Annotated in this window: 14 protein-coding genes and 1 pseudogene; 7 read left to right on the forward strand and 8 right to left on the reverse strand. The window is 68.8% G+C overall.

Annotated features, from left to right (window positions below):
• Positions 1 to 657 precede the first annotated feature (657 nt).
• Positions 658 to 915, forward strand: a complete 258-nt coding sequence (locus Psi01_RS42035; RefSeq protein ID WP_204069800.1) for a hypothetical protein — start codon at positions 658 to 660, stop codon at positions 913 to 915.
• Positions 916 to 1184: 269 nt separating this feature from the next.
• Here the strand turns inward: Psi01_RS42035 and Psi01_RS42040 are convergent, their stop codons facing one another.
• Together Psi01_RS42040 and Psi01_RS42045 are read right to left on the reverse strand one after the other, a co-directional pair.
• Positions 1185 to 1853 (reverse strand): DNA ligase LigA-related protein, encoded by a 669-nt coding sequence (locus Psi01_RS42040; RefSeq protein ID WP_239128437.1) that lies wholly within the window; start codon positions 1851 to 1853, stop codon positions 1185 to 1187.
• Between the two features lie 496 nt (positions 1854 to 2349).
• Positions 2350 to 2895 (reverse strand): hypothetical protein, encoded by a 546-nt coding sequence (locus Psi01_RS42045; RefSeq protein WP_204069801.1) that lies wholly within the window; start codon positions 2893 to 2895, stop codon positions 2350 to 2352.
• Positions 2896 to 3107: 212 nt separating this feature from the next.
• On the opposite strand from Psi01_RS42045, the gene Psi01_RS42050 reads away from it, so the two are divergent.
• The 4 genes from Psi01_RS42050 (at position 3108) to Psi01_RS42065 (ending at position 6876) form a co-directional block, all read left to right on the forward strand.
• A complete protein-coding gene (locus Psi01_RS42050) occupies positions 3108 to 4028 on the forward strand; it encodes a hypothetical protein (protein WP_204069802.1) in 921 nt (306 codons plus the stop codon).
• Positions 4029 to 4341: 313 nt separating this feature from the next.
• Positions 4342 to 4617, forward strand: a complete 276-nt coding sequence (locus tag Psi01_RS42055; RefSeq protein ID WP_204069803.1) for a hypothetical protein — start codon at positions 4342 to 4344, stop codon at positions 4615 to 4617.
• Positions 4618 to 4751: 134 nt separating this feature from the next.
• Positions 4752 to 5930: an NAD(P)/FAD-dependent oxidoreductase gene (locus tag Psi01_RS42060; protein WP_204069804.1), complete on the forward strand. Its 1179-nt coding sequence runs from the start codon at positions 4752 to 4754 to the stop codon at positions 5928 to 5930.
• 10 nt (positions 5931 to 5940) lie between these two features.
• A complete protein-coding gene (locus Psi01_RS42065; RefSeq protein WP_204069805.1) occupies positions 5941 to 6876 on the forward strand; it encodes a sigma-70 family RNA polymerase sigma factor in 936 nt (311 codons plus the stop codon).
• Between the two features lie 183 nt (positions 6877 to 7059).
• Here Psi01_RS42065 and Psi01_RS42070 read toward each other — a convergent pair whose 3' ends face one another.
• From Psi01_RS42070 to Psi01_RS43945, 6 genes and pseudogenes are all read right to left on the reverse strand, one after another.
• Positions 7060 to 7356, reverse strand: a complete 297-nt coding sequence (locus Psi01_RS42070) for a hypothetical protein (RefSeq protein ID WP_204069806.1) — start codon at positions 7354 to 7356, stop codon at positions 7060 to 7062.
• 61 nt (positions 7357 to 7417) lie between these two features.
• Positions 7418 to 7678 carry a hypothetical protein gene (locus Psi01_RS42075; protein ID WP_204069807.1) on the reverse strand — a complete coding sequence of 87 codons (261 nt, stop codon included), beginning with the start codon at positions 7676 to 7678 and terminating at the stop codon, positions 7418 to 7420.
• A gap of 14 nt (positions 7679 to 7692) precedes the next feature.
• Entirely contained in the window at positions 7693 to 7989 is a 297-nt protein-coding gene (locus Psi01_RS42080; protein WP_204069808.1) for an integrase core domain-containing protein, read from the reverse strand.
• Entirely contained in the window at positions 7973 to 9346 is a 1374-nt protein-coding gene (locus Psi01_RS42085; protein ID WP_204069809.1) for an IS30 family transposase, read from the reverse strand. The genes Psi01_RS42080 and Psi01_RS42085 overlap by 17 nt, the downstream gene beginning before the upstream one ends.
• 79 nt (positions 9347 to 9425) lie before the next feature.
• Positions 9426 to 10016, reverse strand: a pseudogene (locus Psi01_RS44685) (IS3 family transposase); the annotation flags it as partial.
• The gene (locus Psi01_RS43945) at positions 10013 to 10312 is read right to left on the reverse strand and encodes a transposase (protein WP_239128438.1); all 300 of its coding nucleotides are present in this window, start codon (positions 10310 to 10312) and stop codon (positions 10013 to 10015) included. The gene Psi01_RS43945 and the pseudogene Psi01_RS44685, both read right to left, overlap by 4 nt.
• 265 nt (positions 10313 to 10577) lie before the next feature.
• On the opposite strand from Psi01_RS43945, the gene Psi01_RS42095 reads away from it, so the two are divergent.
• Together Psi01_RS42095 and Psi01_RS42100 are read left to right on the forward strand one after the other, a co-directional pair.
• Complete coding sequence (locus Psi01_RS42095; protein WP_204069810.1) at positions 10578 to 11816, forward strand: hypothetical protein; 1239 nt, start codon at positions 10578 to 10580, stop codon at positions 11814 to 11816.
• Positions 11817 to 14540, forward strand: a 2724-nt coding sequence (locus tag Psi01_RS42100) for a response regulator (RefSeq protein ID WP_204069811.1), incomplete at its 3' end; no start/stop codon positions are given.

Raw genomic sequence — 14540 nt, forward strand, 5'->3', positions numbered from 1 at the left:
AAAGGCCCCTTCGCCTCCTGTGTAGGCCCGGGCGGCTGCAGCTTTGCCGCTGCGGCCGAAAGCGGCTGCCAGCAGGCCGGTCCTCCGCCGGGGGAGTCGGAGAGGACGGTGGCTGCGGTGGGTAAAACGCCACCGCCGGAAGGCGGCGCAGGAGCCGCCCCGTCAGCGGGCCGTCTCCTTTATGCCGGCAGTGCACGACACCACGTTCGGCTCGGTCGGCAGGCGTGCGATGTGATCGATGCGCCGTCATGAGCAGGGGCGAGCTGCAGCCGTCTTTCCCTGGTGATAGGGCGGCGCCGGGAAAGTCGATCCGCCCACTGCCACTGGAAGAAATCACCGGCCGTGAGGCTTGTAGGTTCTGGTTCGACCACGCCGCTCGATGTCTTGAGTCGAGGGTGCGAAACCATAACGGGACTGTGATAGCGGCGGGTGGAGTGGGGGAGTGGATGCACCGGATTCATTTCACCGCCGAGGATGTGGCCCGGGTGCGCATGGCACCGCTGGGTCCCATGGCCGAGACCCTCTTCAGCCTGCACACGCTGCGCAGGCGCAGCCAGGAGGCGATACGCCGCCGCCCCCGAGGTCTACCAGCGCACCCTGCTGAACGTCGCCACCCGCGACGGCGCCACCCTGCTCACCCCGGCCTCGGCCTACCAGGTGACCATCGCCCGCAGGCCGCGCGCCCAACCGATGCTGTTCGACCTGGTGACCTCACCCGGCGTCGCACTGCACGCGCTCAGCGACCGTATCGACCTGGAAAATGCCGCCTACCTGGCCGCGCCCTACCCTGAGCTGCATCGGGACGTGTGCACTACGCATTGCTGCCTGCTGGCGGTGCAGACCGGCTGGCCGATCGTCACCGCCGAGCCGCAGCTGTATCTCCCGCTTGGGCTCGACGTTGAGAAGATGCCGTAAGTCGGCCGATCCGGTTCGCTCGAGGCTTCGAAAAGTCGGACGCATCCTCGCTGTCTCCTACTACCGCAGAAGTATCGCGTTCGGGACATGGGCCGCCTGTCGGTTCCGGCTGAAGACTGACCCTGTGATTCCGCGCGGGTTCTAGTGTTTGTCGCAACACACCTGATCATGATGGGCGTGTTGATGGCTGTGCGGCAGGGTGCGCAGCCGGACCGCCAGCTCCGAATCGTCGCCGGGCGGCAGCGGCAGCGCGCCGTAGCCGAAGAAGGTCAGCTCACACAGGCATACGGCCGGTCCTTGGCCCGCAGCGTGCCCGCGGCGGCGTTGCGCGCATTGGCGAAAGTGGTGCCGTCATGCGCGGTGCGCTTTTCGCACGCGGCCTCGAACTGCTCAGCGGTCATCATCACCTCGCCGCGGATCTCCACGGTGACCGGCGAGGAGAGGCGATCCGGCAGCCCGACGATGGTGCCGATCGCCCGGGACACATCCTCACCGGCCGTGCCATCCCCACGGGTGACGAGCTGGGTCAGCCGGCCGTGGTGGTAGCGGGCCGAGATCGCCAGTCCGTCGAATTTGGGCTCCACACTCCAGGCGGTGACCGCCCTGCCCAGGCGGCGCTCCAGCCCGGCCGCCCACCGCTCCAGGCCGGCGGCGTCGAAGACGTTGTCCAGACTGAGCATGGGCACGGTGTGCGGCACATCGCCCTCTACGGCGCCGCCGGCGACCTTGCCGGTCGGCGAGTGCGGCAGCACCTGCTCGGGATGCGTCTGCTCGTAGGCCTCGATGCCGCGCACCAGCCGGTCGTAGGCGTCATCGTCCGGCGGGGAGGTGCCATCGCCGTAGTAGGCGGCCGCGGCGTCCACGGCCAGCTGCACGGCTTCGGCGTAGGCGGCCGCATCGGCCAGGACGGTCAGGGGAGTGGCAGGCGCGTCGTTCATGGCTCCATTCTCTCCAGGGCGACCGACATTCTCGGGTGCGGAAATGCGGGGTGAGCTGGGGGTCGCCGCATGTGCGGGCGGGTGGGCACGCTGCTGGGCGTGGTCGTTCACGCAAGTCTCCGAAGGAAGCGGGTCAGCGCCGGTTGTCCGGCGCCGAGGCCGTCTGGACCGCGGGTTCTGCGCGCTGGGGCGGTCGCCCGCAGGGCGAGCCGCGCAGCGGCGCACCGCCCGGGCGCGCAGGTTCCGTGGTAGGCCTCGCAGCGGCGCCGGACACCCCGGGGGAGGCGGCGTCCGGCGCGTCAGCTGACGGTGAGGGGCTCGCTGTCGTCGGCACAGCACACCAGGTGGTCTGGTGGTCCCGGGCTTCGGGACCGGCCAGCGCGGCAGCTCACCGTGCATAAGTCTCAGCAGTGACAGGTCGTCGTGGGCGCCATGAACGCGGTGGTGGATCCGCGAGCGGCACGGCCCGGCCAGTCAGCCGGCTGGCCCAGCCGGACTACAGACCGCTGATCGGGTGGATGGATAGATCGTCTTCGGCGCGGGTGATGATGATGGCGAGTGTCTGCCCGGGGTAGTGCACCGCGCAACAGGAACACACGGACATGACGAGGTCATCGTCGGCGAGGGCCTGGCTGGCCGCGCGGAAGGCATCGGCCTTGATCTCCTCATAGGGCTCCAGGGTGAAGGCGATGAGCTTGTTGTCGCGGTACCAGCCGCGCAGGTGGTCCAGCATGTCCGGGCCACGGTGCGCCTCTTGGAGGTAGCACAGTCCTGGTTTCTCCCCGCCGTGCCGGCGGCGGTGCAAGGCGCCCCGGGAGTCGCGAAGATAGCAAGGGCATGGGCTGGACCCGACCGTGATGCGGCGTTCAGCGAGCTGGGCGATGCGCCGTTTGCTGAGCACCGCGGCAATCACCCGATCCAGGTCATCGTGGTCGGTGAGGCTGTCCAGCGCCTCAGCCGCGGCGGCCAGCCGCGGTCCCCGAGGTTTGTCGGCGGGGTCGAAAAAACGCTCCCAGGGGCTGGAGGGTGTCCGTCGAATCATCGGGGCGCCTGCCTTTCGGAAGGGGAGCTCAGCGACCGCCCAGGGGGCGTATGCGACGTGCCCTGCTGCGCCCATCGTAGGGTTCAGCGCCCGCGGTGCAGCTGGCTACGCCTCCGGACCTCTGATCGCATGATGCCTTCGATGCCGATCACGCTCTTTCGGGGCGTAGGCTCGCCGCACCCAGCGGCCGCGCCGGAAAGAAGCGCCACGTCATGATCACAGCGGATGACCAGCTGATCACCGTGCTGGCCAAGCGCACCGGGCTCGCCCGGGATGCGCTGTTTACGCCCGTGGCCGCAGGCCGCATCCAAAAGGCGTTCTCCTATCCCCTGCGCGACGACGAAGCCGAAGAGGTCGTGCGCCGGATCATCGAGGAGATGACCCGGGTGGTGCCCATCGGGTCGACGGCCGAGGCCGATCCGGCAGCGCGGTATGTGTGGCTGCAGGAGATGACTGCGCACTACGTCTGGGCGCAGACGCGGCTGGTCATCTTGCGCATCAGCAGCGCAGGGCAGATGCCGGCCTGGCGATCGCCGGGTGATGGCTGGGATCCGCGACGCGACGGCTGGGAGTTGGACCCCGACGACGATGACGCCGACCTCATCTGGGCCGCCCAGCAGTGGGATTGGTGGAAGCGGGTCAAGGCCGCCGGGGTGCGCGAGGCCTGGCAGCTGCCCGAGCCCTACGTCGGAGCCGACAGCGACCTCCCGCTGGATCGGGCGCTGGATGCGCGCCACCGCACCGGGGATGCGGCCGCCTATCGCAGGAGGCTGCGGCAGATCCGCGACGCGAACTACCGCGACATCGATGCCTGGGCGCATTCGGGGCACGACGCGCTCGCCCGAGCCGACGCGATCAATCGAGGGTTCCTCCCTTCTCACGACGGCACGGCGGTCCAGGGTGTTGATGCCTGCTGCTTTCAGATCGGCGTAGACAACATCGCGCGAGATGCGGGCGGTACGCGCCAGCCGGGCGACGTTACGCTCGCCTGCCCGCCAAGCTTCGGCCAGGAGTTCGCGCCGGGCGCGGGGCTGCAGGGCCGCCCAGTTCTCCAGGGCGGCCAGGGCGTCGGCGCGTTGCCGCGAGGAATCATCCACCCCCGCCACCTTGATGGAGGCAGAGCGTCAAAATAGCGCTCTCCTCAGGCGAGATGAAGGCATTCCTGCGACATGGGGGCATCCCAAGGGCTGAAGTGCTGCTGCGGAGAGCGACACCTTGACGTGGCGGTGCGACGATTCCCTCATCGATGTGGTCGTGCAGTGGGTCCGCACCTCGTGGACCAAACAGTCACGCGGAGGAACCGCCGCCGCATCCCGGAACGCACTCGCCGTCGGATTCGAGCTGCCGGACGCCTCCCATCCGTTCATTCACGAGATTTCCATGCGCGAAGCCGACGCCTTCCGTCCCCATTCATCCGTGCATCCCCTGACCGGAGACGTCAGAAGTGTGCGTCTGAAAGAGGCCGACGGACGTCTGCTGGTCCAGCCGCTGATCCCGGCGCTCTTCACCCTGCCGCCCCGGCGCCGGCGCCCTCCCGCGATCCGGCTGACCTTGGGGCAGTGGCTGAGGTGGCAGCTCAACTACCGCTTCAGCAGCGCGGCCGGCATGGCCGACTGGTCCTACCATCTGCACACCCTCAACGTCGCGTACGGCCCGGCGGAGCGGGACGTGTTCCTCGGGACCCCCACCCGGTACGTCGACGAACGCGGCCCTCTCCGCTGACGAATTCCCGTGAATTCCCGTAGATTCCCGTGAATTGCCGACAGGCGATATGTGATCCACTTCACAGTGAAGCCCTGTCATGGATCGGCCCGCTGTCTCGCTCAACTGGTAAGCGGACAGACAGGAGCAAGACCATGACGCATCACATCGTCGTCCTCGGCGCCGGTTACGCCGGGGCCTACACGGCCGGGAGCCTGGCCCGCCGCCTCGACCCCGCCGACACCAAGATCACCGTCGTCAACGCCGAACCCGACTTCGTCGAGCGGATGCGCCTCCACCAGCTCGCGGCCGGTCAGGACCTCAAGAAGCGCCCGCTGGCCGACATGTTCGCCGGCACCGGGATACGGCTGCGCCTGGCGCGCGTCGAAGCGGTCGACGTCGAGCACAAGAGCGTCACCTTGGACGACGGCGAACTCGCCTACGACACCCTCCTTTACGCGCTCGGCAGCACCGTCGCCGACCACAGCGTTCCCGGTGTCGCCGAGCACGCCTTCCACGTCACCGGCCGGGCTGCGGCGCTGCGGCTGCGCGATCACCTGGACGGCCTGGGCGAGGGCAGACACGTGCTGGTCGTGGGCGAGGGCCTGACCGGCATCGAGACCTCCACCGAGATCGCCGAGTCGCGACCCGGGCTGAAGGTGGCACTGGCAGCCCGCGGCGAACTGGGCGCCTGGCTCTCTTCCGGCGCCCGCCGCCACCTACGCCGGGCCTTCGACCGCCTCGGCATCACCGTCCACGAGCACACGTCCATCGAGCGCGTCGAGCCGGCACGGGCGATTGCCACCGACGGCACCGTCCTCGTGTCCGAGGCGACCGTGTGGTCCGGCGGGTTCGCCGTCCACCCCATCGCGGCCCGCAGCGGCCTCGAAGTCGCCGACACCGGCCAGATCGTCGTCGACGACACCATGCGCTCGGTCTCGCACCCCGACATCTACGCCGCAGGCGACAGCGCCTACGCCATCGGCGAGAACGGCCGGCCGCTGCCGATGTCATGCGCCTCGGCCGGTTTCACGAGCATGCAGGCGACCGATGCGATCGTCGGACGCTTGACCGGCCGCGAAGTCCCGTCCACCGCGCTGAAGTACTACGGCAACCACATCAGCCTCGGGCGGCACGATGCGATCTTCCAGATGGTGGACGGCGACACCCGGGCCAAGTCCTGGTACCTGCGAGGCCGCACAACCGCACGTCTCAAGAACGCCATCCTCAAAGGCGCCGCCTGGGGCATGGGTCACCCGACCTTCGGCATGCCGACCCGTAAGCATCGCCTGACCGCCTCAACCGGACGCTCCGCCGAGGCCGCCACCGCCTAGAGTCGGCCGCATGGACGCCCTCGCCACCGAGCAGTTCGAAGCCAGCCGGGACCGGCTGGCCTCGCTCGCGTACCGTCTGCTCGGCTCGGCCACCGACGCCGAGGACGCCGTGCAGGACGCGTTCCTGCGCTGGCAGGCGACCGGCCGCGATCGGATCGAGGTGCCGGAGGCATGGCTGACCAAGGTCGTCACCAACCTGTGCATCGACCGGCTCCGCTCCGCGCAGGCGAGACACGAACGCGCGGTCGGCGCGTGGCTGCCCGAACCGCTCCTCAAGGGCGACCCGATGCTCGGCCCGGCCGATACCTTCGAACAGCGCGAATCGGTGTCGCTGGCCGTGCTGACCCTCATGGAGCACCTCTCCCCCAACGAGCGCGCCGTCTACGTACTGCGCGAGGCGTTCTCGTACAGCCATGCCGAGATCGCCGGCATCCTCGACATCACCGAATCCGCCAGCCAGCAGTACCTGCACCGGGCCCGGCGACGCGTCGTCACCGCGCGCCGCGGTGACATCATCGACAACGCCGGCGCGCGCCGGATCGTCGAAGCCTTCTTCGACGCCGCCACCTCGGGACAGACCGAGCGGCTGATCGCACTGCTCACCGAGGACGCGGCCGCGATCTCGGACGGCGCCGGACTCGGCGAGAAGCTGCTGTTGCTCCCCACCCCGGAGCGGATAGCCGCCGCGCTACGAGGTGCGCTCAAGCCGAGCGAAGGCAAGCGGCGGCTGATCGGTGGCTCTCCCGCGCTGCACGCCGGTGTGGTCAACGGCTCCCCCGCCTTGATCGCCGTAATCGACGACCAGGTGGCGGGCCTCCTGGTACTCGAAATGCGTGAGGGAAAGATCGCGTCCGCACACGGCATCGCCTCCCCGAAACGACTCGGCCGTCTCACCGCGGTGTGGTCGGAGCAACAGCACGACGCACCGATCGTCGAGTCCTGGTGACTGACGCCGCGGAAGAGCCGTGCCAGGGAGCAGCCGAGACAGGCGGCGAGACCGAGAAAGATCATCAGAGTCGGGGCCGCCCACTTCGCGGTGATCTCCATGACCGCTTCGAGATCCTGGCGCAGCGGAGCGAGTGGAGACAGCGTCGATCCGCCTTACCGCTGCACGGAACCTCGGAGACGGTCATGCCGTGTTCCAGCTCTTCACCAGGTGGGTGTTGACGTCGGCCAGCAGCGCGTCCAGGCGCGGCCCGGAGCCGGCGGCCACGCGCACGCCCGCCTCCAGCAGCTCGCCGCGGGTCAGCGCGATGTGCCGGATGGGCGCGGTGAAGACATCGTTGGGGGCCAGGATGCGCGCGCGGCCGTCGGTGTCGATGGCCAAGCCGGTGCGGTGCGCGGCGGCCGCGGTGGAGTCGTCGTCTTGCAGCAGCAGGGCGGCGGCGTGGGCGCGGGTCAGGCGGGGCGGGCGGGTGCGGGCCATCAGCGGGGTCCTTTCCCGGGCGGTGACGGGGTGGTCGGGTGCGGCCGGCCAGGCGGCGGCTTTACATGCCGATGTTGTACAGCGCGTTGTCTTCGCCCCAGCCCTCCATCAGGCGCAGGTAGCGGCCCAGCGAATCGCTGTTGTACTTCCAGCCGCCCTGGGCGGCGATGGCCACGGCGTCGTGGCCGGCGGCCCGGGCGGCCGTGGCCATGCCGGCGCGCATGCCGTGCGCGGTGCGATGGCCCAGCCCGGCCCACTGGGCCAGCAGGGTGATGCGATCGCCGACGCCTTCGGGGTGAGCTTGCTCCGCTTTGGCGGACACCTTCGGTGTGGTGATCAGGCCGCGAAGGCGGCCTCGTAGGCGGCAGGGCTAACGTAGCCCAGACTGCTGTGCAGCCGGTGCAGGTTGTACCAGCCCTCGATGAACTCGAAGACCGCGCTGCGGGCGGCAGCCCGGCTGGGCCAGGGGCGATCACCGAGCAGTTCACCCTTCAGCGTGGCGAAGAACGACTCGGCCAGGGCGTTGTCCCAGCATTGGCCGGTCCGGCCGACCGACAGCCGGACCCCGAGCCGCTCGGCCAGCTCGGCGAACGCCCCGCTGGTGTACTGCTTAGGTTCAAGGGGTCGTCGCAACACTGCTGCTCAGCAGCGAGTCTAGGTGATCGTTGAAGGCCTCGGCAGGGGTCCTCCAGCCAAGGCTCTTGCGGGGGCGAGCGTTGAGCGCCGCTGCGACGGCAGCGATGTCGTCGGCGCTCCAGCGGGACAAGTCGGTGCCCTTCGGGAAGTACTGGCGCAGTAGGCCGTTCGTGTTCTCGTTCGTGGCGCGCTGCCAAGGGCTGTGGGGGTCGGCGAAGAAGACCGGGACGCCCGTCTCGATCGTGAACTGAGCATGTGCTGACAGCTCCTTGCCTCGGCCCCAAGTCAGTGACCGGCGCAAGTGCTCGGGCAGGGCGCCGATGGTGGCGGCGAGGGCGGTCTTCATCGTCTCGGCGCCATACCCGGCCAGCGGCGGCCCGTTCTTGGTCCGCGGGATGATGCCGTATCCCTCTTGGCGAGGTAGGTGGACCAGCATCGTGAAGCGGGTCGTGCGCTCAACCAACGTACCGATTGCCGACCGCTCCAACCCGATGACCAGGTCACCCTCCCAGTGTCCTGGCACAGCGCGGTCATCAACCTCGGCCGGCCGCTCGCTGATCATCACCTCGGGTGTGACGTGCGCCCACGCCTTGCGCTTGGAGCGGGCTCGGGGAGCCCGCAGCGCACGACCTGTGCGCAGGCAGGCGACAAGCTCGCGCTTGAGCGCGCCCCGGGACTCGACGTAGAGGGCCTGGTAGATCGCCTCGTGGCTGATCCTCATGGACGCATCATCAGGGAAGTCTGCCTTCAGCCGGTTGGCTATCTGCTCCGGGCTCCAGGCGCTCACCCACCGGCGGTCTCCTCGATGCGGCTTGTTTCGCCCTTTCCACGGCCCAGCCTCCGGCCCGAGTACCGTCCCGTCCGGCCCGTGGATCTGACCGGACAGCCTTTCCTGCACGTAGTGGCGCAGCCGGTCGTTGGTGGTCAGCTTCGCCGCCTTTGGACGCTGGGCCACCAGGTCGGCCTTCCACTGCGCGACAGAGGCGCGGTAGTCCAGCCGGCCGCCGCGGGTCGCGGCGTTGCGCCGTAGCTCCCGGGAGATCGTCGACGGGGGGCGGCCGAGCCGCCGGGCTATCTCCCGAACCCCGACATCCTGCGCCTTCCAGATCGCGATCTCCTCCCGCTCCTGGAAGCACAGGTAGCGGCCGGAGAGCGCGGCAAGATCCATCGGTGGCATGCCGCCACCATGTCGGAACCACCGACCACCCACAGCCTGCGACGCCCCGACCGCAGCAGCCGCCTCCTCGGCAAGAAGTCCTTTCGCGATCTCTCGCCAGAACGCCCGCTCGATCTCCCGCCGATGCGCTGGAGCGCCCGGCGACTTCATCGGTGACCGCCCCGTCAACGCCTGCATCCATCCAGCTGGCCGACCCATCAACACCTCCCAAATCGAGGTGTTGCGACGACCGGTTGAATCCGCCCTGACAGCCGCGGTCCGAGTGGAAGATCACTTCTCGGACGGGGCGGCGCCGCCGGCAGGCCGCTTCCAAGGCGTCGGCGACCAGTTCGGTGCGCAGATGATCAGCAGTGGCCCAGCCCACCACCCGACGGGAGGCGATGTCGATGACCATGGCCAGATACAGCCAGCCCTCCTCGGTGGGCAGGTAAGTAATGTCGCCGCACCAGCGGGTATCGAGCGCGGCCGCATCCGGGCGAAAGTCCCGGCCGATGAGGTCGGGGCGCAGCGCGGCCTGCGGATCGGCGACGGTGGTCTGCTGTCGGCGGCGCCGGTGGCGGCCCTGCAGTCCGGCCGCGCGCATCAGCCGGGCCACCCGGCGCCGGCCGCAGCCGGTGCCTTCCCGCTGCAAGAGCGCGTGGATGCGCGGAGCGCCGTAGATGCCGCGCGAGTGCCGATGGACCTCGGCGATGCGCTCGGCCAGGTGCGCATCGCGCACCGCGCGGGGACCGGCAATGGCCTGACGGCGGGCATAGAAGGCGGATCGGGAGACCTCCAGCAGCTCACACGCCCGTTTGACGTTGTGGCCGCCCTGCTTTTCCGCCTCGATGAAGGGATGCACCTTCACCGGGTCTCCTTGGCGAAGAAAGCCGTGGCCCGCTTGAGGATGTCGACGTCCTCGCGCAGGCGGCGGTTTTCTCGCCGCAGCGCGGCCAGCTCCTCGCGTTCGTCGCTGGTCAGCCCGTCCCGTCGACCGGTGTCGACCTCGGCCTGGCGGATCCACTCGCGTACCGCGGTCTCGGTCAGATCGAAGTCCTTGGCCACCTGGCCGATCGAACGGTCCCCGCCCTGACACAGCTCGACGATCTCCGCCTTGAACTCACGCGTGAACGAGCGGCGAGGACGCGGTTTCTTCTTCCCCATGTGCTCCATCATGGACATCCTTCCGGGGACGAGCCCCTGATCTCGGATGTCTGTCAAACCGGATCAAGCCCACCAATACCCCACAATCCGGGAGCATCGGCCGACAGCTTGGGCCTGTTACTGACACACCAGATCACGCGCCCAATCGACCTGCCCGCGCCGATGAGGCCTGACACAGACCTCTCAACTGGCGCGCGCTGGTGCCGATAGATCAGACGTTATGCGAGTCGACAACAGGTATGGATGGAAGGTGGCGGGGCGTTTCGTGCCCGCCTGGCTGGTGTGCGCGCTGGGGCAACTACTCGGCACGATGGTGTTCTTTGCACTGCCGATGGGACAGGTGCAGGCGGCGCTGATGGTGACGCTCAACGCCATGTGCGTGGTGGCGCTCGTGGTCCCGGCTCGCCGCCAGCACTCAGGGGCGACGGGCTGGTATGCGCTGGCGCTCGGGCAAGCACTAAGCGCTGCCGCCTGGGTGTGTTTCTATCTGTATCCGCTAGCCGCCGAGGTGACGGTGATGGCGCCGTCGCTGGGGGACGTGCTGTGGTTGTCGTCCTATCTGGTCTCGGCGCTGGGGTTGACGGTGCTGGCCCGCGCCCAGGGCGCCGATCGGGTCTCGGTGCTGGAGACGGCGAGTCTGGCCACGGCGGCGGCAGTGGTGATGTGGGTGTTCTTCGTCGCCGACCACGCCAGCGCGTCGGGGATGAGTCTGGCTGCGCGGCTGGTGAATGCGGCCTATCCCGTGCTGGATGTGCTGCTGCTGGTCTCTGCCGCCCTGTTGGTGTTCACCGGCCGGCGCTGCCTGCGATCGCTGCTGCTGGCCGGTTGGGTCCTGCTGCAGCTGACTGGGGATGTGCTCTACAACATCGCGGTGCTGGATGGCTCATTTGCCCTCGGCGGCCCGGGATTCGCCTGGTGGCTGGTGTCGTTCGCCGCTTTGAGCGCGGCGGCCCTGGCACCTGAGGGCGCGCAGGCGACCGTCGTGCCCGCATGGGTGCGGAACGCGGCGCTGGTGCTCGTGGTGCTGCCGTTGCCGGTCCTGCTGATCATTCGCGCAGTGCAGGGTTCCAGCGCGGACGTGGCAGTGATCGCCGGCGGCTCACTGGTGGTGACGGCGCTGACCGTGGCGCGGTGGTCGGCGTTCGACCGCGATGCCAAGATCAGCTGTGCCGCCCGCAGGGCGCTGCGCCGTGCGCTGCTGCGCCTGTGCGCGGTCATCATGGCCGTGGCGTTGCTGCCACTGGCCGGGCTGGCGTATCTGTCGGTGCACCAGGCCACCGCGGTGGCCGAGGCGGACGTCGAGCGGCGTCTGGGCACCAGCGCCGAGGTGAGCGCAGCCTACCTCGGTGACAAATTGGCTGCGCTGCGCGCGCTGGTGGCCTCCTACGCCGAGCGACGGCTGCTGGCCGCCGAGCTTGCCCGAGGCGCACAAGCCGACCCTGCGCTGTTGCAGCGGCACGTAACGGCCCTGGAGTCGCGCGACCCCGCCTTCATCGGTGCATGAGTGCTGGACGCCTCCGGCACCATGCTCGCCTTCGACCCCGCCCAGCCCAGCGTGATCGGCAAGAACTTCGCCCACCGCGACTACTTTCAGGGTGCCGTCTCCACCCGCCGGCCGTATGTGTCGCAGGCGTTCGAGGCCGCGCTGCCCGGCCGCCCGAAGATCGTGGCCATCACCGCACCGGTGCTCTGGGAAGGGCAGGTCACCGGAGTGATCGGCCTGGGGTACCGGCTGGAGGCGATCGCGGCCTTCACCGACCGGCTGGCCGAGGTACAAGATGTGCACCTTCGGGTGGCCGACCGCCACGGCGTGCTGCTGGCCGGTCCCGGCAGCCGACAGCCGGGCCTGCTCTCAAGCCTGGCTGATGAGCACATCCGGGCCGCGCTGGCCGGCGGCAACCGCACCGCCGGCACCATCGAGGCCGGTGCACAGACCATCAGTGCCTATCGGAGCGTTCCTGATCTGGGCTGGGCCGTGGTCGCCGAGGTCCCCGCCATCGACGCCTTCGCCGCTGTAAACCAGTTCACCGGCCGGGTACTGGCAGTGACTTCACTGCTGGCCCAGGCGTTGTTGGGTGGGCTGTTGCTGGCCGCGCACACCGAACGGCGCCGCCGCGCCGCCGAAGCCGACCTCCTCCACCGTGAGGAGCAGGTCAGCGCCATCCTGGAGGCCGCCGGTGATGCCTTCGTGGCCGTCGATGCCCAGGGCCGTGTCATCCGGTGGAACTCCCGTGCCGAGATCGTCTTCGACCGGCCGGCACCTGAGGCGCTCGGCCGTCCGTTCAGCGACGTGATCGCTCCCGCCGACCAGCGTGAGGCCTACCAGTCCAGATTCGCGCTTTTGTACGCTGAGGGCCGGCCTCACATGATCAGCCGACAGAGTGAGGTGGAACTGAGCCGCCGTGATGGCACGCTTTTCCCTGCCGAGATGGCCTTGTGGGCCTCCACCGCCGGTGGAGAGGTGACCTTCAACGCCTTCGTGCGCGACATCACCGACCGCAAACGGGCTGAAAGCGAACTGGCCGCCGCCCGTGACGCCGCCCTGGCCGCCTCCCGGATGAAGTCAGAGTTCGTGGCCAACATGAGCCATGAAATCCGCACCCCCATGAACGGCGTCATCGGCCTGACCGGCCTGCTGCTGGAGACCGATCTCGACGATCGCCAGCGCGACTATCTGACCACGGTGCAAAATTCCGCCGACGCGCTGCTCAATGTGATCAACGACATCCTCGACTTCTCCAAGATCGAAGCCGGGAAACTCGACATCGACCCGATCGACTTCGACATGCGGGCCCTGGTTGAGGACATCGTCAGTTTGAATGCACCCACCGCGCAGGCCAAGGGCCTGGAGATCGCCACTCTCGTCACCCCGGTCGTGCCGCCGGCGCTGCGCGGTGATGCCCACCGCATCCGGCAGATCCTGACCAACCTCGTCTCCAACGCCGTCAAGTTCACCGAACACGGTGAGATCGTCGTCACCGTGGACATCGGGCCGGCTGCCGAAGACGACCGCATCCGCCAGGTGCACCTGGCCGTCACCGACACCGGCATCGGCATCCCCGCCGAGCGCCAAGCCGACCTGTTCGACGCCTTCACCCAGGCCGATGCCTCCACCACCCGCCGCTACGGCGGCACCGGCCTCGGTTTGAACATCGCCCGCCAACTGGTCGACCTCATGGGCGGCACCATCGGTGTTGACAGCGCACCCGGCCGGGGCAGCCGCTTCCATCTCACCTTGTCGTTGCCTGAGGCCAACGCACCAGTCGACGCCGCCCCCGCGGCGACCGATTTGGCCGGGGTGCGCGTGCTGGTCGTCGACGACAACGCCACCAACCGCACCGTGGTGGGCGACCTACTGGCCACCTGGGGTGTGCGCGTGCACGCCGTGCCTGACGGACACAGCGCCCTGGCCGCGCTCGGCGAAGCCGTCCGCACTGGTGATCCGTACGCCATCGCGCTGCTGGACATGCACATGCCCGGCCTCGACGGCCTGGACCTGGCGCGGATCATCACCAGCGATGTCACCTTGACCGGTACCCGTCTGGTGATGCTGACCTCCACCAATCAGGCTGGCGAGGCTCGCACGGCCCGTGAGTGCGGCATCGAGGGCTATGTGACCAAGCCCATCCGCTCAGCACAGCTGCGCGCCATCATGCTGCAACTGCTCGGCCAGAGCGCCGATCCGGACGCCGACAGCACCAAGCGGATAGTCGCTGCCCGCGCGTCGCTACCCGAGGCCAGCGCCCGGCCGATCCTCGTCGCCGAGGACAACGAGGTCAACCAGCATGTCATCGCAGAGATGCTCACCAGCCTCGGCTATGCCCCCACCATCGCCGCCAACGGCCAGGAGGCCCTGCGGATGTTGCAGGAACGCCCCTACGACGCGGTGCTGATGGACTGCCAGATGCCCGTCATGGACGGCTACCAGGCCACTGCCCACATCCGGTCCCTGCCCGCACCCCTGAACACTGTTGCGATCATCGCCCTGACCGCATCAGCCCTGGCCTCCGATGAGCAACGCTGCCGGGCCATTGGCATGGACGACTTCCTCAGCAAACCGCTGCGCAAACAGCACTTGGAGATCACCCTACGGCGCTTGCTGGCTGCCCGCCCCACCGTTGCCACCGCCATCGCATCCGGCCCACCGCAGGCCGATCCGACGCAGATACACCCACCGCAGGGTACTTCAGCGATCGAGCAGCCAGTCGATGACCGACTCAGTCCTCTT

It is taken from the genome of Paraplanobispora siamensis (genome assembly GCF_016863175.1).
In the GTDB taxonomy this organism is placed as follows: domain Bacteria; phylum Actinomycetota; class Actinomycetes; order Streptosporangiales; family Streptosporangiaceae; genus Planobispora; species Planobispora siamensis.